Source organism: Bacteroides mucinivorans (genome assembly GCF_034654355.2).
Classification (GTDB): domain Bacteria; phylum Bacteroidota; class Bacteroidia; order Bacteroidales; family Bacteroidaceae; genus Bacteroides; species Bacteroides nordii.
Window position 1 is genome coordinate 3,132,363 of the sequence record NZ_CP178179.1, and the last position, 21,378, is coordinate 3,153,740.

Genomic DNA, 21,378 nt, shown 5'->3' on the forward strand with positions numbered 1-21,378 from the left:
TTCCTCCCTCTCAATAGATGACTTCTAAAACACAGTAGTTTTCAACAGAAGCCAGACTTTGCGATTATCTGTGTTTTAATAATAAAACAGGTAGAAATATAACATTTTTAAACTATTTAACCTCCTTCCGGGATACAAAATACATCCAAAAGGGGGTTTTATTTGTTATCTAAATTACGTAACTTCGCACGGTGAAGCAAAAAAAGACTTATTTATAACCCTTATAATATATAGCCCATGTTATTCACTGCAGAAAATATTCTACTTGTAGGTTCTATCTTACTTTTCGTCAGTATCATTGTCGGTAAAACCGGATATCGCTTCGGAGTGCCTGCCCTGTTATTATTCCTTGTTGTTGGTATGCTTTTTGGAAGCGACGGCTTGGGCTTTCAATTCCATAGTGCAAAAACCGCACAATTCATAGGTATGGTGGCACTTAGTATTATCCTCTTTTCCGGTGGTATGGATACTAAGTTCACAGAAATACGTCCGATATTGACTCCGGGTATCGTGCTCTCCACCGTTGGAGTGTTACTTACGGCCCTGTTCACAGGGCTATTTATCTGGTGGCTCTCCGGTATGAGCTGGAGTAATATCTACCTGCCAATCACAACCTCACTGCTACTTGCATCTACTATGTCGTCAACAGATTCTGCCTCCGTCTTTGCCATTCTCCGTTCACAGAAAATGAATCTGAAACACAACCTTCGCCCGATGCTTGAGTTGGAGAGCGGTAGTAATGACCCTATGGCTTATATGCTCACGATTGTTCTCATACAGTTCGTTCAGTCTTCCGGTATGGGAGCCGGTGCCATATTAGGCTCTTTCTTTATTCAGTTTCTGGTAGGTGCAGCTGCCGGTTATGTACTGGGTAAATTGGCTATATTGATCCTCAACAAAATCAACATTGATAACCAATCACTCTACCCTATCCTCCTTCTGTCATTTGTATTCTTTACGTTTGCTATCACCGACAGACTACATGGAAACGGTTATCTGGCAGTATACATTGCCGGTATAATGGTGGGTAATAATAAGATCATGTTTCGAAAAGAGATTGCTACCTTCATGGACGGACTCACCTGGCTTTTCCAGATTATCATGTTCCTCATGCTCGGCTTGCTTGTCAATCCGCACGAGATGCTCGAAGTAGCTTGTGTAGCATTGCTTATCGGGGTATTCATGATTGTTATCGGTCGTCCGTTAAGTGTATTTCTTTGTCTGCTCCCATTCCGGAAAATAACATTCAAGTCGCGGTTATTCGTATCATGGGTAGGATTACGCGGAGCTGTTCCGATTATCTTTGCCACCTATCCGGTAGTGGCCAATGTGGAAGGATCAAATGTTATATTCAATATCGTATTCTTTATTACCATCATTTCGCTGGTAGTACAGGGAACTACAGTTTCTTATGTAGCACGTTTGCTTCATCTCTCCACCCCGCTCGAGAAAACCGGAAATGACTTTGGAGTAGAATTACCCGAAGAGATAGACTCCGATCTTCGCGACATGACTGTAACGCAGGAAATGATAGAGAAAGCCGATACACTGAAAGATATGAATCTTCCAAAAGGCACACTCGTTATGATCGTAAAACGTGGAGACGAATTCCTTATTCCGAATGGAAGTCTGAAACTACATGTAGATGATAAGCTACTACTCATTTCAGAGAAGAGCAAAGAATAAAAATCTCCCTTTCAAAAGCCGGATAAAGCTATCAACATGTGACTTTAGAAATGCAGGTGATCGCTAATTAACGCAAATACAATTTAATATTTGCGTTAATTAGCGATCATCTGCGTTTTAATAATGGCTGATTTTACCTTTGGCACACCTCCGTTTATAGCCTATGTGACTTCTATATGCAATCGAGTAATTACTCTATTTTCGCATTGGTTACCCGTTCCAGCAGGAAGCGGCTTTTATTCCAGTGAAACGACTTATACTCCGTATTCATCCGGATACTATTATTACGGAATACAAGTCCGTCTACCGACTTGGCATAAAGAATCGGTGCATCAAAGGTATCGAATTCATTGTCTTCAATCACGATGCCTTCTTCAACTCCACCATGAAAATACTTTTGTTGCGATTTCAGGTCAGGTATTTCAGGATAGATAGAAATTACAGCATTTGTGAACTGAAACATATTTGTAAGTGCATTCACAAAACGATTTTTCCGGATAATTACATTCCGGCAAGCTCCTGTTTCATACCAACCATTACAGTCACCACACAGCAGAATGGCTGTACCGGATGTATGGTCAAACAGGTTATTCTCTGCAATCGTTTTCTTAGGAGTGCTAAACAGTGCACCGCGAGCACGGTTATTACGAATCACATTATCAGCAAATAGCACTTCCGGAGTCCAGGTCAGGTTCTCAATACCAAAACCACTTTCAGCATTGACAACCGCATCAACAGGATCACGGAAAGAAATAACAAACTCACGCGCGCCCTGAACCTCCTCTTTATCATAGGGAGCGATCGCCGTAATGCTATTCTGACTCCCCACAAGCTCCATTGTTAACGAACGTACAAACTGCACTTCATCCTCCGGTCGTCCCCACTCAAATCCCCAGGCCTGGTCGTGCATATACCGTCCTACCAAAGTACGGTCGTCTATCCGCTTGATAACTTTCAGGTAAGTACCATGTACATTGATAGCATCGTCCATCATGCCTTCATAAAGGCCATTCCGGGATATAATCTTTCCTTTACAACCCGAAAAATGAGTGGCGTCGGCCTGAGTAGTGAAATAACGGGGATCATTTTCCCCACGAAGACAGACGTTAAATCCATCTAAGGTTATATTCTCACACAATTGTGCCAATAATCCCATTCCTTCGGCATAATGTACTTTCACGTTTAATAATTGCGTATCTACATCATGTGAAAGAAATATTCCGGGAGTAGGCCGGAAGTAAGTACGCAGAGCAATTACTGTACCTGGAACAAGCCGGTTGTCCTTCCAGCTCTTTATATTGAGACGACGTGAAGCCACTTGGGTTACTCCCTTATTCGGATAATATAAATCACTGGTGTTATAGACTATATGACGGCTTTTAGGATCAAAGGCAATGCCGGAAGAAGGACGAAGTTTCCAACCTTCACCCAATGTCTCAAAAACTGAATCTTTACTGATGTGATAGTTCACCCAGGGAGCTACTTCAAAAGTAATACCATTCTCTACAGAATTCTCTACTATTTGTACCTGTGCTATATGCGGATTCTCAAAGTCAATATTAAAATCTTTCAGTATGCAGTTTTCCGAATACAAAAGAGAGACAGGAATCATGCGACCATGGAAAATAAAATCAGATCCTTGTCCATCCAAAGTCAGATTTTTCATATTCTCAATAGCAATACCTACCTTCTTCGGATTTGTCTGGTCATGGTTAGAAATATAATACTGGCGAGATGCTGCATTCTTTTCAAAGAAATGATACCTGCCCGTCGGAAAACGTAATGTGACATTATCTCCTTCCTGGTAATCTCTTTTGATCTTCTCTAAAATCTTTTGCAATACAGGTGATGCATCTTTCTTTCCATTGGCTTTCAAACCAAAATCAGAGACATCATACACACGATTGGCAGCACATATATCAACGGGAGGTAAAACTCCTAATAGGAGTACAAGCAGAGATGTAAGAACAGTTTTCATAGTAATCTTTTTATCAGACAAGTTTAGTATCCGGTTACAAAGATATACCTTTTGATTATAATTACATTCAGTTCTTACTTAAATTCGTACGGTTTTGAGTATATTTCACCACAGAGTAACACAGAGTTTAAATCTTTATTGAACGCAGAATTAATGCAGACTTTCATCTAAGAGAACTACAGTCTTTTAATCTGTGTTTATCTGTGTTAATCCGAGTTTCATCAGATAAATACTACTCTGTGGAACTCTGTGTTACTCTGTGGTGGGTTTTACTCATTTCTGATCAGTTCCACCTCCCGTTAATTTACCGTAAAACTTTCCGGGAGAACCCCGTCTTTGTTAATGAAATATTAATTTTGCGCAGTTTTAAAACAAATGTGCAAAAAGCAAATATGGAACAACAACAAGGGTTCATAGACTATATAGAGCAAAGTATCATAAACAACTGGGATCGTAACGCCCTGACAGACTATAAAGGAATCACCCTTCAATACAAGGATGTTGCCCGCAAAATAGCAAAATTTCATATTGTACTTGAGAGTGCCGGCATTCAGTCCGGTGATAAAATAGCTGTTTGTGGACGCAATAGTGCACATTGGGCAGTTGCTTTTCTGGCAACAGTAACTTATGGAGCCGTTATCGTTCCCATTCTTCATGAATTCAAAGCCGATAATATACACAACATCGTTAATCACTCCGAAGCTAAACTTCTGTTCGTTGGCGACCAGGTATGGGAAAACCTGAATGAGGATGCCATGCCTCTATTAAAGGGGATCGCTTCTTTGAAAGACTTCTCTGCACTTGTGTCCCGTTGTGATCAACTGACTTATGCCTTTGAGCACCGGAATGAGATCTATGGAAAACGTTATCCCAAATGTTTCCGGAAAGAACACATTTCATATCGCAAAAGCGATCCCGAAGAGTTGGTAATCATTAACTATACCTCAGGAACTACCGGCTACTCTAAAGGAGTGATGCTGCCTGCCCGTAGCATATGGTCCAACATTACTTACTGTTATGAGATGCGTCCTCTGCAAGCCGGAGATACGGTTGTATCTATGCTTCCGTTAGGCCATGTATTCGGTATGACCTATGATTTCCTGTACAGTTTCTCAGCAGGCGCACATCTGTATTTCCTCACCCGGATGCCCTCTCCTAAAATCATAGCACAGTCTTTTGCCGAAATCAAACCGAAACTGATTTCATGCGTACCCCTGATTGTAGAAAAGATCATCAAAAAAGAGGTATTACTCCGGCTGGACAACAGGATAGGCAAACTATTGTTGCGGGTTCCCATCCTCAACGATAAACTGAAAGCAGCCGCCCGACAGACAGCTATGGAAATTTTTGGTGGTAACTTTAATGATATTATTATCGGCGGTGCTCCTTTCAATGCAGAGATTGAAGCTTTCTTAAAAAAGATAGGTTTCCCTTATACAATTGCCTACGGAATGACTGAATGTGGTCCTATTATCTGTTCAGACTACTGGCAAGATCTCAAAAAAGCCTCATGTGGAAAAGCTGCCAGTCGCATGGAAGTAAAAATAGATTCTCCTGATCCCAACACACATGCCGGAGAAATCATCTGCAGAGGAGACAACCTCATGCTGGGATATTATAAAAATGCGGAAGCTACTGCACAGATTATAGATAAAGACGGGTGGCTGCATACAGGCGATCTTGCCACAATAGACGAACAAGGGTATGTGACAATACGCGGACGCAGTAAGAATCTTCTGCTTAACTCAAGCGGACAGAACATCTATCCCGAAGAGATTGAAAGCAAACTGAACAATATGCCGTATGTAGCAGAGTCATTGATCGTATTGCAGAATGACAAACTTGTTGCTCTCATATATCCTGACTTTGACGATGCATTTGCCCATGGTTTGCAACAACCGGATATTGAGAAAGCAATGGAGGTAAACCGGCTGGAACTGAACCTTCAGTTACCTGCATTCAGCCAGATAAGCAAAGTAAAAATACACTTTGAAGAGTTTGAAAAGACAGCTAAGAAAAGTATCAAACGGTTTATGTATCAAGAAGCGAAAGGTTGATTGCCCTTTCGCTTCTTTTACCATCTTTATTATTACCATGCCACTGCGATGTAATTAAATCGAGCGGTTATTCGACCGAAAAACCACACGAGTCTAATTTCCATTCCACTACGGTGCAATTAAAATACATACTATGACTTTCGGTTTTTACTGCTTATTCCACCAATTCTTGAAATAAATCATTCAGTGTCTGATCCAGATTGGCAGAAAAACCTACGTGTGGCCTTGAAGTCTGGATGCAGGAACTTCTCAGAGCCGTCAGCCACCGGAAACGTTCCGGAATATCCAACAGAGCAATTGTTCCTCCAGTCTCATGCCCCGAACAGACCTTACTAAAAGCCTCCATATGCTCGCGAAACGACTCTATATCCAGTTCCGGAGAAAAGGCTCTAAGCCTGTTTTCATTTATCTCATAACGCATTTTTATAAAGTCAGCCTGTTTTGAGAACAGGATAACTCCAACATTCATAAACTCCTCACGTTCCACCTTCGGTACAATGCGGATTACTGCATATTCATATAAGTGCTTTTCTGGCATCCTGTGCTTCTTTTACAAATAGTTCGGAATGACGTATCCTTTCTGTTAGAAATTGAAAATAAATATCTCGTATATCCTGCTGTGTTTCTTCTTTATCCCGCCAATGCAACCAGTCATCGGGTATCAGATCTACTATTTCCCGCAATATTTCATCAGTCAATATCTCTTTGTATTCCCGGTCCACTTCCTCCAGGTCACTCGCTTCGGCCAGCAATGCATGTTCCTTTATCTGTGTAAAAGGACTCAGTGCATGTTTCTTCCAGTTCACCCACGAATGATGGAAAAACAGAGAAGCGCCATGGTCTATCAGCCACAGTTCTTTATGCCACATTAACATATTGGTATTCTTGGCTGTACGATCCACATTAGTTAAAAAGGCATCCAGCCATACTATCTGTGAGGCTAACTTAGCATCCACTTTTGTTACCACAGGATCAAACGGTAATGCTCCCGACAGGAAATGCAACCCCAGGTTCAACCCACGACTTCCTTGCAACAGGTCTTGTATCTCTTCATCTCCTTCCGAACGCCCGAAAGCTTCATCCAGATTTAGAAAAACAATTTCCGGAAGACGCAAACCCAACACACGGGCTACCTCTCCTCCTATCAGCTCAGAAATAAGCGCTTTTGTCCCATGCCCCGCCCCACGAAACTTTACCACATATTTAAATCCATCATCAGCTTCGGCAAGAGCTGGCAACGAACCTCCCTCACGTAAAGGCATGATGTAACGAATTACATCAACGGTTCGTATATCGATCTCATTTCCTCTTATTATCATAGTGTTTCTCTCCTTTCTGTTTATATCATATTTATATAAACAGTTGTGCTTTTAAATAGTTTCAGTTAAAACTTAAATGAAAACAGGAAGACAAATATACTAATAAAAGGCAAACAACATTGTTTTATCCTCATCTTTATAGTATACAGATATTAAAGATGCGATGAAAGTAAAATACACATAAAGAGTGAAAAAACATGATTATACATGCTATATTAGCGTGTATCATGCAAAAATTATATACCTATTACGTTCAATCAGATGGATAAAATAAAAACAAGGGATTATTACTACAATATTTTTTTATAGTTACTAAAACATTTTCGATGAATGAAGTAATAGAGTAATAAGAGCAGAAAAGCGAAATATCAGACAGGTATCTTATTAGAAATCAAGCATTTCAATATAGATATTTATCGCATACAAAAGTACTATTTTAAGTATGCGTTAAATAGGTAATTAATAGTGACTTAAATACGTACTTTTATACCTATAAAGTACGTATTTTTACAATGCTTGTTTAGTATGTTTATACTTCAAAGAATTTGTATCCTTTATTAGCAGCCACATACACCACATACATTTGTATATTATAGTATGGGAATTGTACGCGAATTGTTTCCGCATATTGCTTCACCTGTTCCACATCTTCGCGACGTGGAGCATTGAGTGCCAGTACTTTCTTTGCTTCGCTTGCTTTGAAATACTTGAACTCTACAATCCGGTGATCCTTATAATATTCCGTTCCGGGAATTCCTGTCATCTCAAAATCCGAACGTCCGGCAGGATGGTTCTGTTCTAATGCAAAGGTGTAGCATTGGCTCAGATAACGCGAACACAGTTCAAAGAACGAACAACGAATGAAATTCTCATTCATCTTATCGAATACCTGTGCGGGAAACTGCCCAAGGTATTGATCGTAGTAGTTATGGAAAATACCTTCCATACGCCGGTCGTGAGTAAATTGCTCAAAGGCAGGAACGTAGCGGTTTGCAAAGTTATCAATGTCATTCAACTGGTTATAATAATCCATATAAATGCTACGCATGGTCAGGTTGGGCAACGTCATTCGGAAGGAATTCTTCAATGTCGTCATGCCCAAATAAAACAAGGAGACAGGATAGAAATTCTTGTCGAAAAACTTCTGCTTATTGAACTTGCTTCGCAAATCAGGCTGTGCATAAGCTATTTCATCTTCCATCACCAATGTATTGAGCAACTGTTTGGCATTCTCCTGACTCAACGCAAGTCGACGAATCCAATGGATGTCTGTACGCAAATTCTCATCAATCATTTCATCGGGAACAATACCATTAACAGCAAACTTTTTAAGAAAGTAAGTCAGTATGGTAGAATTAAACAAAGGCTCCGCATTAGGCTGAAACCGGTAACCGTCATAGTTGCTCACGATCAGTTTCCATATTTCATCGAATTGTTCTTCGTTACCGGAATATTTCCGGAGTACATAGCGTAGGTACACTTCTGCCTCTGCATGAGTAAAGCCAAGCATATTTAGAAAGTCAGGTTCAAGTGTCAAGATCTCCGCAATGTTGTATCCACTGGTCAAATCGTCCATTGTGACGGGAAGTACTCCTGTACAGAAACAGGTACGTATGCTTCCCTCGCCGATACCTGCCTTTATTATTTTAAAGAAAGTACGTAAGAAACTGTCGGCAGTAGTCACTTGCTCATAGAGCGGATCTTTGTAAGCAGTCAACAGCTGGTTGGTAAAATTGTCATATTCATCAATAAGAAGATATACCGGAGGAAGATTATGGGACGATACATAACGCAACATATCCTCCAACATCTTTGTGACATCGGTTTTATCACTAAATTCAAAATCCGGGAATAAACGTGCATATCTGGCATCGGCTTTCACCATATCATAGATGACTCCGCAATTCAAATCATTAAAGTTCTTTTGTAACCCTTCCAGTGTATCGGTTACTACCATTTTAGAGAAGTCGAAGCGAAGCACGAGATATTTATTATGCTCTTTTGTAGGATTACTTCCAACGTATGTATCTCTAAACAGTTCTGTAAAACGATCTGCCATATTCAAATCATAGTAAGCGGCCAACATAGACACTAACAAGCTCTTTCCGAAACGGCGCGGACGCAAAAAGACAGGAGCTTTATATAGTTCCAGATCGGGAATAAACATTGTCTTGTCCACATAGTAAAATCCACGTTCGCGCATTTCTACATAGTTTGCCACAGCATAAGGCACAGTGATTCTTACAGTTGATTTCATAACCTACTCTTCTTATATGAATTTGATATTGCGAATATACACCTTTTGGATGAGATAATTTAAGTTTATTCGTATTTTTGCATTTTAATTGAAAAAGCATGAACTCCATAAAACCACGTATCACTAAGCTTCTCAATGCCCTCAACGAAGGCGTGTTTGAGAAAGAACACACCATAGCCCTTTCCCTTCTGGCAGCCATTGCCGGAGAAAGTATCTTTCTGTTAGGTCCTCCGGGAGTTGCCAAGAGCTTGGTAGCCCGAAGACTTAAATATGCATTCAAAGAAAACAGTGCATTTGAGTATCTGATGTCCAGGTTTAGCACACCGGATGAGATATTCGGTCCGGTTTCCATCTCTAAGCTGAAAGATGAAGACACTTATGAACGAATCACGGAGGGATATCTGCCTACGGCCTCGGTAGTCTTTCTGGATGAAATATGGAAAGCCGGTCCGGCAATTCAGAACTCTCTGCTGACCGTTATCAATGAAAAGATATACCGTAATGGGCAGTTCACAGTAAAAGTCCCCCTGAAAGTATTGATTGCGGCTTCTAACGAATTACCTGCCAAAGGAGAAGGACTGGAAGCTCTCTATGACCGCTTTCTGATCCGGCAGTTCGTGGGATGTATTGAACAGGAGTTTGCTTTTGATCGCATGATTGCTTCTACACGGGACACAGAGCCTTGCATTCCGGAGAAACTGACAATCAGCCCTAAAGAATACTCGACCCTGCAGGAGGAAGCGGAAAAAGTAACATTACATTATACCTTCTTTGAACTGATACATACCATCAAACGAACCGTAGAACAGTATAATACACAACGGGAGGCGAATCTTCCTCCTATTTATATATCAGACCGCCGCTGGAAGAAAATGGTTGGGTTGCTACGCACTTCGGCCTATCTGAACGAATCATTAACGGTCTGCTTTGCCGATTGCCTGCTGATCCCCTATTGTATCTGGGACGAGGTAAGCCAATTTCCCATTGCCGAAGATATTGTACAGCGGGCCATCACTGATAGTATCAACACCTATCTGTTAGGCGAAAAACAGCTGGAACAAAAACTGGATGCACTCAAAGAAGATATGAAAGCAGAACACAGTCTGCGGGAAATCAGCGACCCTGCTATTCAGGTGGTAGATACTTTCTATCATCGCATCGAAGGATATCGCATTGCCGGAAACCTGCTTATGTTTGCGTCCGATTATCAGAATCTGAAGAAAGACAGCAACCGCCTGTTTTATATCCAGCAGGATAAATTCCGTCCGGTAAACAAAGTACTGAAGGTATATGATTTTGTAAAAAACCGCAGTATCGCTCAGAAAGATATTTATTCCCTGCGAAAAGGAAACCGTTCCGTGTTTGTCAATAACCAGGAATATCCGCTACTCTGCTATGACGATTGTGCTCCATTACCCGAACAGAATGAAGATACGAGTACCCCCTTTGAGTTCCGGTTACAAGAGGTAATAGATTTACTGCATAACATGGAAACAGAATTTAAAAAACTATCTGAACGGGAAAACGAATATGCCAAGGAGCACCTCTTTCTGAGCGCCAAACAAAAAGGGGAGCTGAAACGAATCCTGAATGGTACAGCCCATATCATTGAAAATTACCGGAACGAGTTGCGAATCATTGCCCATGCCCATGAACAAGAGAACAGGGACTATTAGGCTGAAAGAACTGCAAGACAGGTATTATGACCGTTTGCAGGATATTGCCTACGAGGTATATGATGAGCAGTTGCACAACCTCATCATCAAGCCCGAAGAACTGGATACCGACATCCGGCAATACTTTCGTCATACTCTGCCCTCTCTGCAAGAATTTTATTCAAGGTATGCCAGTCAATGGGAGTATTTTCATGAAACGGATGAAGCTTCGGATACAAAGTTTCTACGTTTTCTGGAGAATAGCGCTTATCCACTTTCCATGAAGTATAACCTGGTAGATCTCAATGTGAAATACTATCTGGAACGATTTCATGCCCTCAAACCCCGTTCTAAAGAGTGGAAAGCATTGCGAATACTTTTCTTCGACAAATGGCACCAACTGTTATCCAACAATGAGTTCAATTACCAGATGGAGCATATCAACCACCTGTGCGAAGAGTTTTACCGCCTGCAATTATCGCTCTCTAAGAATCTGCCTGTCCGGGGAGGTTCCCGGTTGGTATGGTTGCTCCGAAACCATAAACAAATAGCGGAACAGATACTGGAGTATGATGAGACAATCAAAAAAACGCCAGAAATACAAGAGCTTATTGAGAGATTAGGCAAACGGCATCAAGGTATACAGAAACGTTTTAAGATGACAGCCGGAATCCATAAAGAACAGATCATCACTCACTCTACCCGGAGTGACATTACCGGTATTTGTGAAGGTAATGACCTGAACAGCTTGTTACCAATTGAATATTGTTATCTGGCGGAAAAAGCCCTGCAACCTGTTTTCTTTGAGCGATATGCCGAGAAAAAGCTTCAAATGATTGATTATGCCTCGCGTGAGCTACGGGCCATGGATGATAAAAAGATGCCGGGTAACCAGGTTTCCGAGGAAGCCGAAGGTCCCTTTATTGTCTGTATTGACACCTCCGGATCAATGGCAGGAAAAAGAGAGAAACTGGCCAAATCGGCTCTGCTCGCTATAGCCGAACTAACGGAAAAACAACATCGCAAATGTTATATCATAATCTTCTCTGACGATGTGGAATGTATCGAAATAACCGACTTAGGAAGCAGTTTCGATCGTCTGGTAGATTTCCTGTGCCAATCTTTTCACGGAGGTACAGATCTTGCTCCTGCCATAGCTCATACGATCCGGATGATTGAAACACAAGGATATCAGGAGGCAGATATGGTGATGATATCCGACTTTGAGATGATGCCAATAGATAAAGAATTATCAGCCCACATCCGACATATAAAAGAGAACCAAACAAAAATATATGCCCTCTCTATGGGAGAAGAGCCCAAACAAAGCTACCTGGATATTTGTGATAAATACTGGGAGGTGCTTCCCGCACGGGGAGGTACGCCGGGCGATGGAAAATGAAGAAAATTATGTAAAAGAGAAGAAAAATAGACGATTTAATTATTAAAACATGTTATATAACAGGGGATTTTTCTTGGTTAATTTGCAAATGTGCAAAAAGGTGGTACCTTTGCAATGTGTTTTTCATAGTATTAGATTTAAGGTTAACAAAGGTTGGAGCAAGGCGTTGCTCCTTTTTTTATGCCCATACCTGAAAAACATAAATTCTTTTCTACTATTTTAGTCCAAAGAGCTATTTCTTTTTTCTACTTTTGCCCAAACAATCAATACATTTAATAAGAACTATCATGAACAAAAAATCGATCCTCGGAACTCTGACTATAGCCACCGTTTTCCTCTTTTCGTACACTATTATCTGTCAGGCACAAACTATAGAATCCGTCACACCGAAACAAGCCCGTAAATGGACAGAACAAGGTGAATGGACAAACGGATTCAAAGCCACGCCGCATAAGACAACGGATTACGTGGAATTTGCTACCCAGTATCGTAAAAACAAAGAGCTGTGGGATAAAACCTTTCGTTGGCTGGCCGAACATGACCTGACAACTATCCCAGTAGGAAAATATGAAATTGACGGCAAAAGATGTTATATTAATGTACAGGAAGCCAAGACACAGGATGCCAGCAAACGTAAAATAGAATCACATCGCCACTGTATCGATCTGCAATATGTAGTAAAAGGAACCGAACGATTCGGCCTTGTAGCTTTAAAGGATGCCACCCCTATTACAGAATACAAACCGGATGTCACTTTTTATAAATCATCTAAAGTTAAATACATAGATTCTACTCCTGATAAGTTTTTTATGTTCTTCCCTAAAAATTGCCATCAGGCTTTGGTTAAAGCCAATAAGGAAGAAGATATACGTGTTATCGTAGCCAAGATTGAATATATACCTTAGAAAAAACTTCTTCTTCAAGATATCTGCCATAAATATATTCGGAAAAAAAGAGGCGTTTTAACAAAAAAGTAGAGTGACCATACACACATAAAGTCACTCTACTTATAGTTTAAGATGATATTGAAATAGGAGAATTTCGTCTTATCACTTACTCTTTTCCAGCGTTAAGACAAATTGCCGGAGATATACCTGTTGCTCGTCATTACTCATATTCGTAAATCGAACGAATTTCACCGGAGCCCTCCGTAGTTCAGCTGTATATCTGCTACCTTTTTGTACCAGATCAATCGTTTTCCATTCTTTACCATCAGAAGATATATCAAAACGTCCCCACTCACAAGGTTCTTTCTTTCCAAAATCAATCTGGATACTTTCTGCCGGATAAATATGATCCAGTTCTATTTCAACTATATTTCCTGCACCCCATTTCACTACTTCATTTGCAGGTGAAATAAGCACACGGTTTATCTTTACCTGTAACGGCAGGTTCTTTATCTGCTCTACGTTACTAATAAGTTTGTGGGGCATATAGTCTGAAGTAGCATCCAGGGTAGTTCCGTTCTTTTGATTATAACGGTCAACAGTCACCGCAAAAGTCTGATCGATCAACGGTTTTATAACTTTTGTAGCAGTCTTTACTCCCGGTTGATAGGGATTCTGGTTATATGTCTGGTCAATATCAAACATCTGTTGCTGCAAAGCCTTTACATGTTTATATTTGCGTAAGAAAGAAGAATGAGTATCCCGGCTTTCTACCATTTTAAATACTTCCTGCCCGGTTTCGGCTAGCAACCTGAACTGATACAACCACGGTGTTATCTCCTGAATCAATGGTTTATTTTCCGTATTAACCAGCAGAATATCACTGGATTCTATCATTCGCTCAAAAGTGTTCAGCAATGTTTCAAAATCTGCTTTATCATACTCTCCGTTCTTTATATAACTTCCGAGGAAACGTTCAGCAGCAGGCTGAATATCCTGTGACTCTTCTCGACGATATTTATGTCCGTTGATGCCCAAATCCGAATTATGAATAGCGAAACATTCAAGTTCTTCCGAAGCATTCGGCAGAATGGTACGGATAGCCTCTTTCCATGTTCTCCAGGTATCATACTTAGTAGGATTCCATGCATAACTTGCCACACCATAAATCGCAATTTTAGATGCTTCGGCGTGCTCCATCGGATTGGTGACGAAACCCGACATCTGCTTGGCAATTGTAGTATCATTGCCATAAACAGGGCCAAGAAGTAAATGATCGCGTACATAATCGGATACAGGAAAATTCCACCAGATGTAGGCCGGGCGCTTGATTCGTTCGTTAATCCAGTCAATACCGTCGCGGGTAATATCAGAAACAACACGATCGCCTGTCCACATGATCTGAATAGAAGGATTCAAGTTATCCCCCAAAGTAGTCAGATAGTTACCATCCGGATTTGCCCAACTTTTATTATATTCGGTAGGACACATGATCAGCGGAGTAACATCAGGTTTTGTTTGTACAAAGTTCTCATCAATATAGTTCAATAACTCCGCCTGTTTCTGTGGATTGGTCCCTTCACCGGAAATATCATCAAAAAATACAGCAAATGAACGTATGCCGAGCTGATACATTTTCTCGAACTTGGCAATCAGAAAGTCACGATCTTCCTGATTCCATTTGATATCCTGTCCCGGATGAATTGCCCACACAAAGTCTACTTCGTTATCATTGGCTACTGTTACCAATTCCTGTAATTGGGCAGCCTCCTTTTCGGGATAAGGCAAACGCCAGTTGGGAGCACTGTGATATGGATCGTCTTTAGGACCATATATATAGGTATTCATTTTGTTTTCACCATAAAACTTCAGCTGCTTGATACGTGCCTGATGATTCCACGGAGTTCCATAAAACCCTTCTACCACCCCACGATAACGAATAGAAGGATAATCTTTAATTTCCACTTCAGGCAATTTCCCGTCTTTCAGCAGTTGTGCTAAAGTTTGTAAAGCATAGTAAGTGCCTCGCTCATCATTTCCTGCCAATACGATTTCTTTTTCGTTAATGGAGAGATAATAACCCTCATCGTATTTAGGAATCAGATGAGTATACTTATGTACGCTTTTATCTCCTTTCTCACCAATGTTTATCCGAATCCCATTCTTACCCGGTTGTTTATCTGCAAATAGTTTTTTCAATACTTTTATTGCATATGGGTTTGCTTCACTTTCACCATTTACCTGATAGGTGGAGGGTAAGTCTACACTTTTGTCAAGTACAATCATTTGTTGAGGAGGTGGCTGCAAACTGACATTTTGTGCAAAAGCACCGGTAGTACACAGGAGACAGACTCCTACTAAATAAATTTTGCTGTTTTTCATACGTAAATAATTGTTTTGTTCCTCCATTAAATGGGAACATTTTTATACCATCAATAACTATTTTGTCAAATCAGGACAAAAGAAAGTACTTTTAATCCTAACAGATAGTATACGGTCAATCATTTTTCATTTTTTTATAATTTTACAACATCCAATGCTGTTAAAAAATTCAATAGCACATGTTTGTTGCTACATTAATAAAGTAATCTGATGAGAATCCGACAAAGTACATCACCACCTAAAATTCCAATAGCAGCTACTATCCACAAATGAGACTTCTTTAGGTTGCAAGACACTTTCAATGCCTGTACCATCCAGATAATAGAAAAGACCAGAAACGGGAAACCAATCAGCGACAAAACTATTGCCAAGTGAAAATAAGGCATGGAGAGCATTTCCGCCGGTGACATCGTAGGATCTATTTGTGACAATACTTGCATGGGTGGTAGGAAATTTATCAAATTCATCACAAGCATCGGGAGCTGAGCAAACAATACAGTACCAAACACATCTATAATCCGAATTTTAGAGTGTGAGAAAATAAGACCACCCAAATAGAATAAGGTAGCCGGAACTAACCACACAAGAAGATGTTCTGCCAAGTAGCACCACCAGGCGGGATTGGGAGCGGGACCAAAATGAAGCAAGCCGTGATAATGGTAGCCGGATGCCCAACTCAATAATGTAGAAATTACCAATCCCAGTATCCCCCAGACTAATGCCTGCATTCCTGCAATCCGAATAAACGGATTAATAAGTATTTCTATTCTTTTCTTCATTTTATATATTCATTTTAGTTAGTTTTTCAATCAAATCATCCAATATATTACGTACGGTTGGATAACTCACTCCCATACTTTTGGCCATATCTTTCAGGCTTCCACTGGATTTCACAAAATCAATAATAAACTGTTGCTCTTTCTCTGGCAAACGAGCCAGTAAAGGTAATTCAAAACTACCACAGACTTCTGTGGCACATTGCTCACAAAACATACGTCCTACTTTAAGCGGGGCTTCACAAGAAGGACATTTCAACGGTAGACGTTTCTTTAGTTCACTCATTTCTTATTATATTTCTTTATAAAAGTATTCAGTGACGATATAAGAGTCGCATTGACTGGTAAAGAAGGGTTTGTATATATAGACATTTGTTTCTGTGGTTCCATTGTCTCACAATCTTTTAATACGTGATTCATTGAGTCAATCAGAAGTAATTCTGCTGTAGGCTTTGATTTCTTCAACAGTTCGGCATCTTTTACAGAAACCTGAATATCCTTTTTGCCCTGAACTATCAATACCGGTATCTTTAGAGAGGCAATAACCGTCTGAGGGTTGTATTTATACCAGGAAATTAAATAAGGCTGAACCGAAGCACGAAACAGAGACTGCACATACATAGACACTTGCTCTACTGTTTTACCACTCTTCAAAGATTCATTGATAGAAGCAACTTCTTTCTTTATCATTTCCGGCTGAGAAGCAACCTGCTCTTCAATCACTTCATAAGCCGGACGCCCTGCCCCTGCCAGAGAAACCAAAGCTTTCACTTCAGGCTGATTCACGCAAGCCAACATCCCGATCAGAGAACCTTCGCTATGCCCTACCACAGTAATACCAGTAAACCTTTTATCTTTGGCCAGATAATTAATCCACCCTTTTACATCGTTTACATAGTCTTCAAAACGCAGCAGAGATTCTTCTTTTCCGGCAGCCGCACTGGTAGCTATCCCCCGCTTATCAAAACGCAGTGAAGCGATTCCATTGGCAGCCAGTCCTTCTGCAAGAAACTTTAATGAATTGTTTTTCATATTACCAATAGCCGAATTTCCATCCATATCCGTCGGACCGGAGCCAGCAATTAATAACACGACCGGATATGTCTTCCCACCATTGGGAAGAAGCAATTTTCCATTAATAACTCCTTCCTTGGTATCCAGAGTCACGGTCTCACCATTCAATGGCATCAATTGTGCCTGACAAAGAAAGCAACAACAAGAAAATAAACTAACGAAGATTAAACTGATACGTTTCATGATATTTTTTTTAGAAGTTCATCATTATATTTGCAAATATAGATAGATAATTAAATAAATCAAATATATTATTGAACAAAATTAAATACGATATTAATTTTATTCAAAGTTAATTCTTCATTATGAGTTAAACACCATACAAGTTATTCTCACCAAAATACTTTGTTGATGGAGCAATCGGTTTATCTTATGGGAGTAATGATCAGCTTTTCGGATCTTTCAACTATAGAACTCTACACATAGCAGGTCACTACCTGATTGATTTTATCCTAACACATAAATCATATAAAATAGCATAGGAATATACACTCATAAAACACTGATAATCAACACCTAAAAGTGTACACTTTTACATAGCAGGATTGTACACTTTAGTATGACAAGACTGTACAATCCTGTTATACTAAAGTGTACAATCTTGTTATTCTTCTTCAATTCAAGATAAATTCTATATAAATTGGGAGGCATTAATCATAAAAAAAGGTCATCTCAGTTTTACCTGAGACAACCTTCTATTTTTCCCCAAAAAAGGAAGATTCCTTTATTTCTTAATCACTTTAACAGTACTTGTACCATCTTCCGTAGTAACTTTAACAATATACTGTCCGTTTATCAAGTCAGATACATTTAAGTTTGATACGTTCTCAGCCTGTTTTACTGTTACTCCCATTAAGTTAATGACAGCAACATTACAAGGAGTTGTAAAGTTCAATACATCAACTACCGGATTAGGATAAACAGATACACCAGCTCCCTGCTCAGTAGAAGAGATACCTGTGCCACCGCCACCTGTAACTTCGTTTAATGAGAAGATATTTTCCAACTTATCATTAGCAACTTTTGTTTGAGCAGTAGCCAATTTAGTTCCTAAAGCAGCTACACCAGTAGTAAGGTTGGCAGGGTTTGATTGAGTCATGGTACCATTAGAGATATTAACCCAGAAAGCAAGAGGAGTTTCGGCAGCATGAGAAGCTATATCCGAAGAATAACCTATTGCATACACATAATCTCCTGCAAGAGCCATACCACTAAAGACTTCATTCTTCTTTTTCTCTTCACCTTCATTAAATGCAGAAATTGCACTCCAATTCACATCTAATGTATTTGGATTCAAACCAACAACATAGATATCATTAGTAGAAACAGATGTTTTGTTAGTATCAAAGGGTAATTGTTTATTAAAAGTTCCACCAACTAACAATACATTATCCTTGGCAATCATCGATTTAATGATAGAGCTATTGGGTAATATATCGTGTGTTGTAGTATACTTCTTAGTCAAAGCAGATGTACCATCAGTCAAGTCTATGACAGACAGAATATACCCATATTCAGTCATACCTTCTTCTTGAAATAAATTAAATTCCTGCTTTTGAGAACCAATAGTCAATGTTTGTCCACCTGAAACAACAAAACCAGAATACAACTTTCCACCCACAATAGCAAAAGAAGTTGATGATACAGATGCTTCTTCTATACTTTGGCCTCCTGTAACACCTATATTAGCTATAATTCCACTCACTTCCAGTTGATCATTTAAAGAGAAAATTGCACCACACTTCAAATCTCCATAATAAAATCCACCTCCAAAATAATCGAAATAACCACCTTTAAAAGAAAAATTATTATTTTCAGTCAATCCTGTGTATGAGGCTGAAGCATACAGTTTTCCACTATCATATACCAGTGTATTTATGTCAAAACGGTAATCACCAGCCAAAGGATCATACATTCCTGTAGCTTCTAATTCGGGTAAAGCGACAGGTACAAAGCTCTGTACAGCCTTCAATATACCTTCAGGATCATATTTAGCTATAAAACTAGCAGCTTGTTCAGTGATAAAAGCACCGCCCATTTTCACCCCTTCTTTTTCTATCGCCTTTCCATCAGTACTACCAAACTCTACTACATCTGCAAAGTTTCCGGCAATATAAACATTCCCAGACGCATCAGTAGTTATAGCCTTAATAGTAGCAGCACCAGCTAAAACTACCCCCCACTTTTCTGTGCCATCGGCGCCATACTTCAACAAGTAGGAACTCACGGCAATCGGAGCCAAATCTGTACCCGCAAATGAAAAACCATCTCCAGCAAATAAACCCGTTACGTACATATCTCCCTGTGCAGAAAGAGCTACAGGATTACTGTTATTTACATCCTTAACAGGAAGAATACCCATCTGAGACTTTGTCCAACTGTTATTTACAGTCGGCTGTGCCTGTGCTACAACTGATGCAGCCACACATAAAGCAAAAAGTAATACTTTTCTCATAAACAATTTTTGTTATAAATTAGACATACAAAATATATATAAGTCTTTGTTATGGTTAAATGAAAAACATTACAACCATAACAAAGATACCTCCAACTTAGTTTGCCAACCCAGGATTGGCTTCTATTGCTTCACTTGGAATACGAATGGTATAGCGAGAATCATTTTCCTCAAGTACATAACTTGTCCCACCAAACGTCTTTTCCAAACGGGGACGTGTTGTCCTACGAAGATCAAACCAACGATGTCCTTCAAAAGCCAATTCACGGGTACGTTCATTATATATCTCCTGCAATAACTCATCGCGGCCCATGGCATTTACGGCTGCTTCTTTTGTTGCATAAGCATTAGCCGTATATCTTTTCTCCATAAGAGTAAGTAAGTTTTCACGAGCTACATCTATTGCAGCCTCACCTGTCATCAAAGCAGCCTCAGCAGCATTCAAATATATTTCACCAGTTCTAAAAGAACATGCGTATTGATTACTTCCTCCTTTAGCTACTAAAATATTGGAGGCGGTCACCTGATTGAAATATTTTGATCTACGTAAATCGCTCGAACTATACATTCTCCATAAAGTTGTATTCACTTTGGCTGCACGTACATATGCAGAAGTCATCACTTGTTCCAATGCCAAAATATTCTCCGAAGAATTATATTCATTAGGCAATACTGTAGAAGTAGCCATATCTTCCAAATCATGCTTAACATCCAATACAGCCTGTGATGCTTTAAGAGATTTTGCCCATTCGCCCATATATAAATATACACGGGAACGGATAGCATTTACACTCAATGTATTGAAACGATAATTATATCCTAAATCCCACTTATCTACATTCAGATACTTTTCAGCTTCCGTAAGATCAGACAAAACAGAGCTATATACTTCACCTACTGTGTTTCGGGATAAGGTAGCTTCAGTATCACTGTCCAGTTTCAACGGAATGGCCTTTGATGTAGCAGGATCACAATGTGTATAAGGTTCGCCATGAAGATTTACCAATAAGAAATGCATATAAGCACGGAGCATATAAGATTCTCCTACCAGTTGATTTACCTCATCCATAGTTCCTTCCTCTATCCTATCTTTGGATTCAATAACATAATTGGCAATAAACAATGTATGATAGAACTGACGCCACTTAAATGCAGCCGTATTTTCAGACGGACTGACATCATTCCATGTCCATATATCCTTGTAGGAATTCAAATCCTCAGCAGCAAGTGTACCATCCATAATCATTTCGTCTGAACGAAAAGTTGCTAATCCTCTATCTGCCGGAACAGATGAATAAGCCTGAGTTAGTAATGCCCTGAACTCTTTAACTGTCCGGGGAATAACCTTTCCTACCGGTTGTATATCTAAATACTTATCACAACTGTATAAGGCCGCCATACAAAACACAGCACACAGTAGTTTTATATTTTTTAGTATCTTCATAATCTA

General features: G+C 39.7%; 15 protein-coding genes. 5 read left to right on the forward strand and 10 right to left on the reverse strand.

Annotation, left to right across the window (positions count from 1 at the left end; all coding sequences use genetic code 11):
• Nucleotides 1–237 precede the first annotated feature (237 nt).
• Nucleotides 238–1,686, forward strand: coding sequence for a potassium/proton antiporter (locus VCM39_RS11870; RefSeq protein WP_322932619.1), 1,449 nt, complete (start codon nt 238–240; stop codon nt 1,684–1,686).
• Between the two features lie 190 nt (nt 1,687–1,876).
• Here the strand turns inward: VCM39_RS11870 and VCM39_RS11875 are convergent, their stop codons facing one another.
• Nucleotides 1,877–3,664 (reverse strand): hypothetical protein, encoded by a 1,788-nt coding sequence (locus VCM39_RS11875; RefSeq protein WP_322932618.1) that lies wholly within the window; start codon nt 3,662–3,664, stop codon nt 1,877–1,879.
• Between the two features lie 392 nt (nt 3,665–4,056).
• Here VCM39_RS11875 and VCM39_RS11880 point away from each other — a divergent pair, with 392 nt between their 5' ends.
• Nucleotides 4,057–5,721 (forward strand): long-chain fatty acid--CoA ligase, encoded by a 1,665-nt coding sequence (locus VCM39_RS11880; protein WP_221648916.1) that lies wholly within the window; start codon nt 4,057–4,059, stop codon nt 5,719–5,721.
• 154 nt (nt 5,722–5,875) lie between these two features.
• Here VCM39_RS11880 and VCM39_RS11885 read toward each other — a convergent pair whose 3' ends face one another.
• The 3 genes from VCM39_RS11885 to VCM39_RS11895 form a co-directional block, all read right to left on the reverse strand.
• On the reverse strand, nt 5,876–6,259 hold the full coding sequence (locus tag VCM39_RS11885) for a DUF3037 domain-containing protein (RefSeq protein WP_007485243.1): 384 nt from the start codon (nt 6,257–6,259) through the stop codon (nt 5,876–5,878).
• Nucleotides 6,237–7,019 (reverse strand): HipA family kinase, encoded by a 783-nt coding sequence (locus VCM39_RS11890; RefSeq protein WP_221649085.1) that lies wholly within the window; start codon nt 7,017–7,019, stop codon nt 6,237–6,239. The genes VCM39_RS11885 and VCM39_RS11890 overlap by 23 nt, the downstream gene beginning before the upstream one ends.
• A 550-nt stretch (nt 7,020–7,569) precedes the next feature.
• Nucleotides 7,570–9,297, reverse strand: a complete 1,728-nt coding sequence (locus VCM39_RS11895; protein WP_322932617.1) for an ATP-binding protein — start codon at nt 9,295–9,297, stop codon at nt 7,570–7,572.
• Nucleotides 9,298–9,395: 98 nt separating this feature from the next.
• On the opposite strand from VCM39_RS11895, the gene VCM39_RS11900 reads away from it, so the two are divergent.
• From VCM39_RS11900 to VCM39_RS11910, 3 genes are all read left to right on the forward strand, one after another.
• On the forward strand, nt 9,396–10,973 hold the full coding sequence (locus VCM39_RS11900) for an AAA family ATPase (protein WP_322932616.1): 1,578 nt from the start codon (nt 9,396–9,398) through the stop codon (nt 10,971–10,973).
• On the forward strand, nt 10,948–12,354 hold the full coding sequence (locus tag VCM39_RS11905; RefSeq protein ID WP_322932615.1) for a VWA domain-containing protein: 1,407 nt from the start codon (nt 10,948–10,950) through the stop codon (nt 12,352–12,354). Before VCM39_RS11900 ends, VCM39_RS11905 begins: the two co-directional genes overlap by 26 nt.
• 287 nt (nt 12,355–12,641) lie before the next feature.
• A complete protein-coding gene (locus tag VCM39_RS11910) occupies nt 12,642–13,259 on the forward strand; it encodes a YhcH/YjgK/YiaL family protein (RefSeq protein ID WP_322932614.1) in 618 nt (205 codons plus the stop codon).
• Nucleotides 13,260–13,403: 144 nt separating this feature from the next.
• Here the strand turns inward: VCM39_RS11910 and VCM39_RS11915 are convergent, their stop codons facing one another.
• The 6 genes from VCM39_RS11915 to VCM39_RS11940 form a co-directional block, all read right to left on the reverse strand.
• On the reverse strand, nt 13,404–15,623 hold the full coding sequence (locus tag VCM39_RS11915) for a beta-N-acetylglucosaminidase (protein ID WP_322932613.1): 2,220 nt from the start codon (nt 15,621–15,623) through the stop codon (nt 13,404–13,406).
• Between the two features lie 194 nt (nt 15,624–15,817).
• On the reverse strand, nt 15,818–16,402 hold the full coding sequence (locus VCM39_RS11920) for a YIP1 family protein (RefSeq protein WP_221648923.1): 585 nt from the start codon (nt 16,400–16,402) through the stop codon (nt 15,818–15,820).
• 1 nt (nt 16,403) lies between these two features.
• On the reverse strand, nt 16,404–16,685 hold the full coding sequence (locus VCM39_RS11925; RefSeq protein ID WP_002560633.1) for a DUF2089 family protein: 282 nt from the start codon (nt 16,683–16,685) through the stop codon (nt 16,404–16,406).
• The gene (locus tag VCM39_RS11930; RefSeq protein ID WP_322932612.1) at nt 16,682–17,656 is read right to left on the reverse strand and encodes an alpha/beta hydrolase family protein; all 975 of its coding nucleotides are present in this window, start codon (nt 17,654–17,656) and stop codon (nt 16,682–16,684) included. The genes VCM39_RS11925 and VCM39_RS11930 overlap by 4 nt, the downstream gene beginning before the upstream one ends.
• A gap of 541 nt (nt 17,657–18,197) precedes the next feature.
• Nucleotides 18,198–19,928, reverse strand: a complete 1,731-nt coding sequence (locus tag VCM39_RS11935) for a T9SS type A sorting domain-containing protein (RefSeq protein ID WP_322932611.1) — start codon at nt 19,926–19,928, stop codon at nt 18,198–18,200.
• Nucleotides 19,929–20,025: 97 nt separating this feature from the next.
• Nucleotides 20,026–21,372, reverse strand: coding sequence for a RagB/SusD family nutrient uptake outer membrane protein (locus VCM39_RS11940; RefSeq protein WP_221648926.1), 1,347 nt, complete (start codon nt 21,370–21,372; stop codon nt 20,026–20,028).
• Nucleotides 21,373–21,378 lie beyond the last annotated feature (6 nt).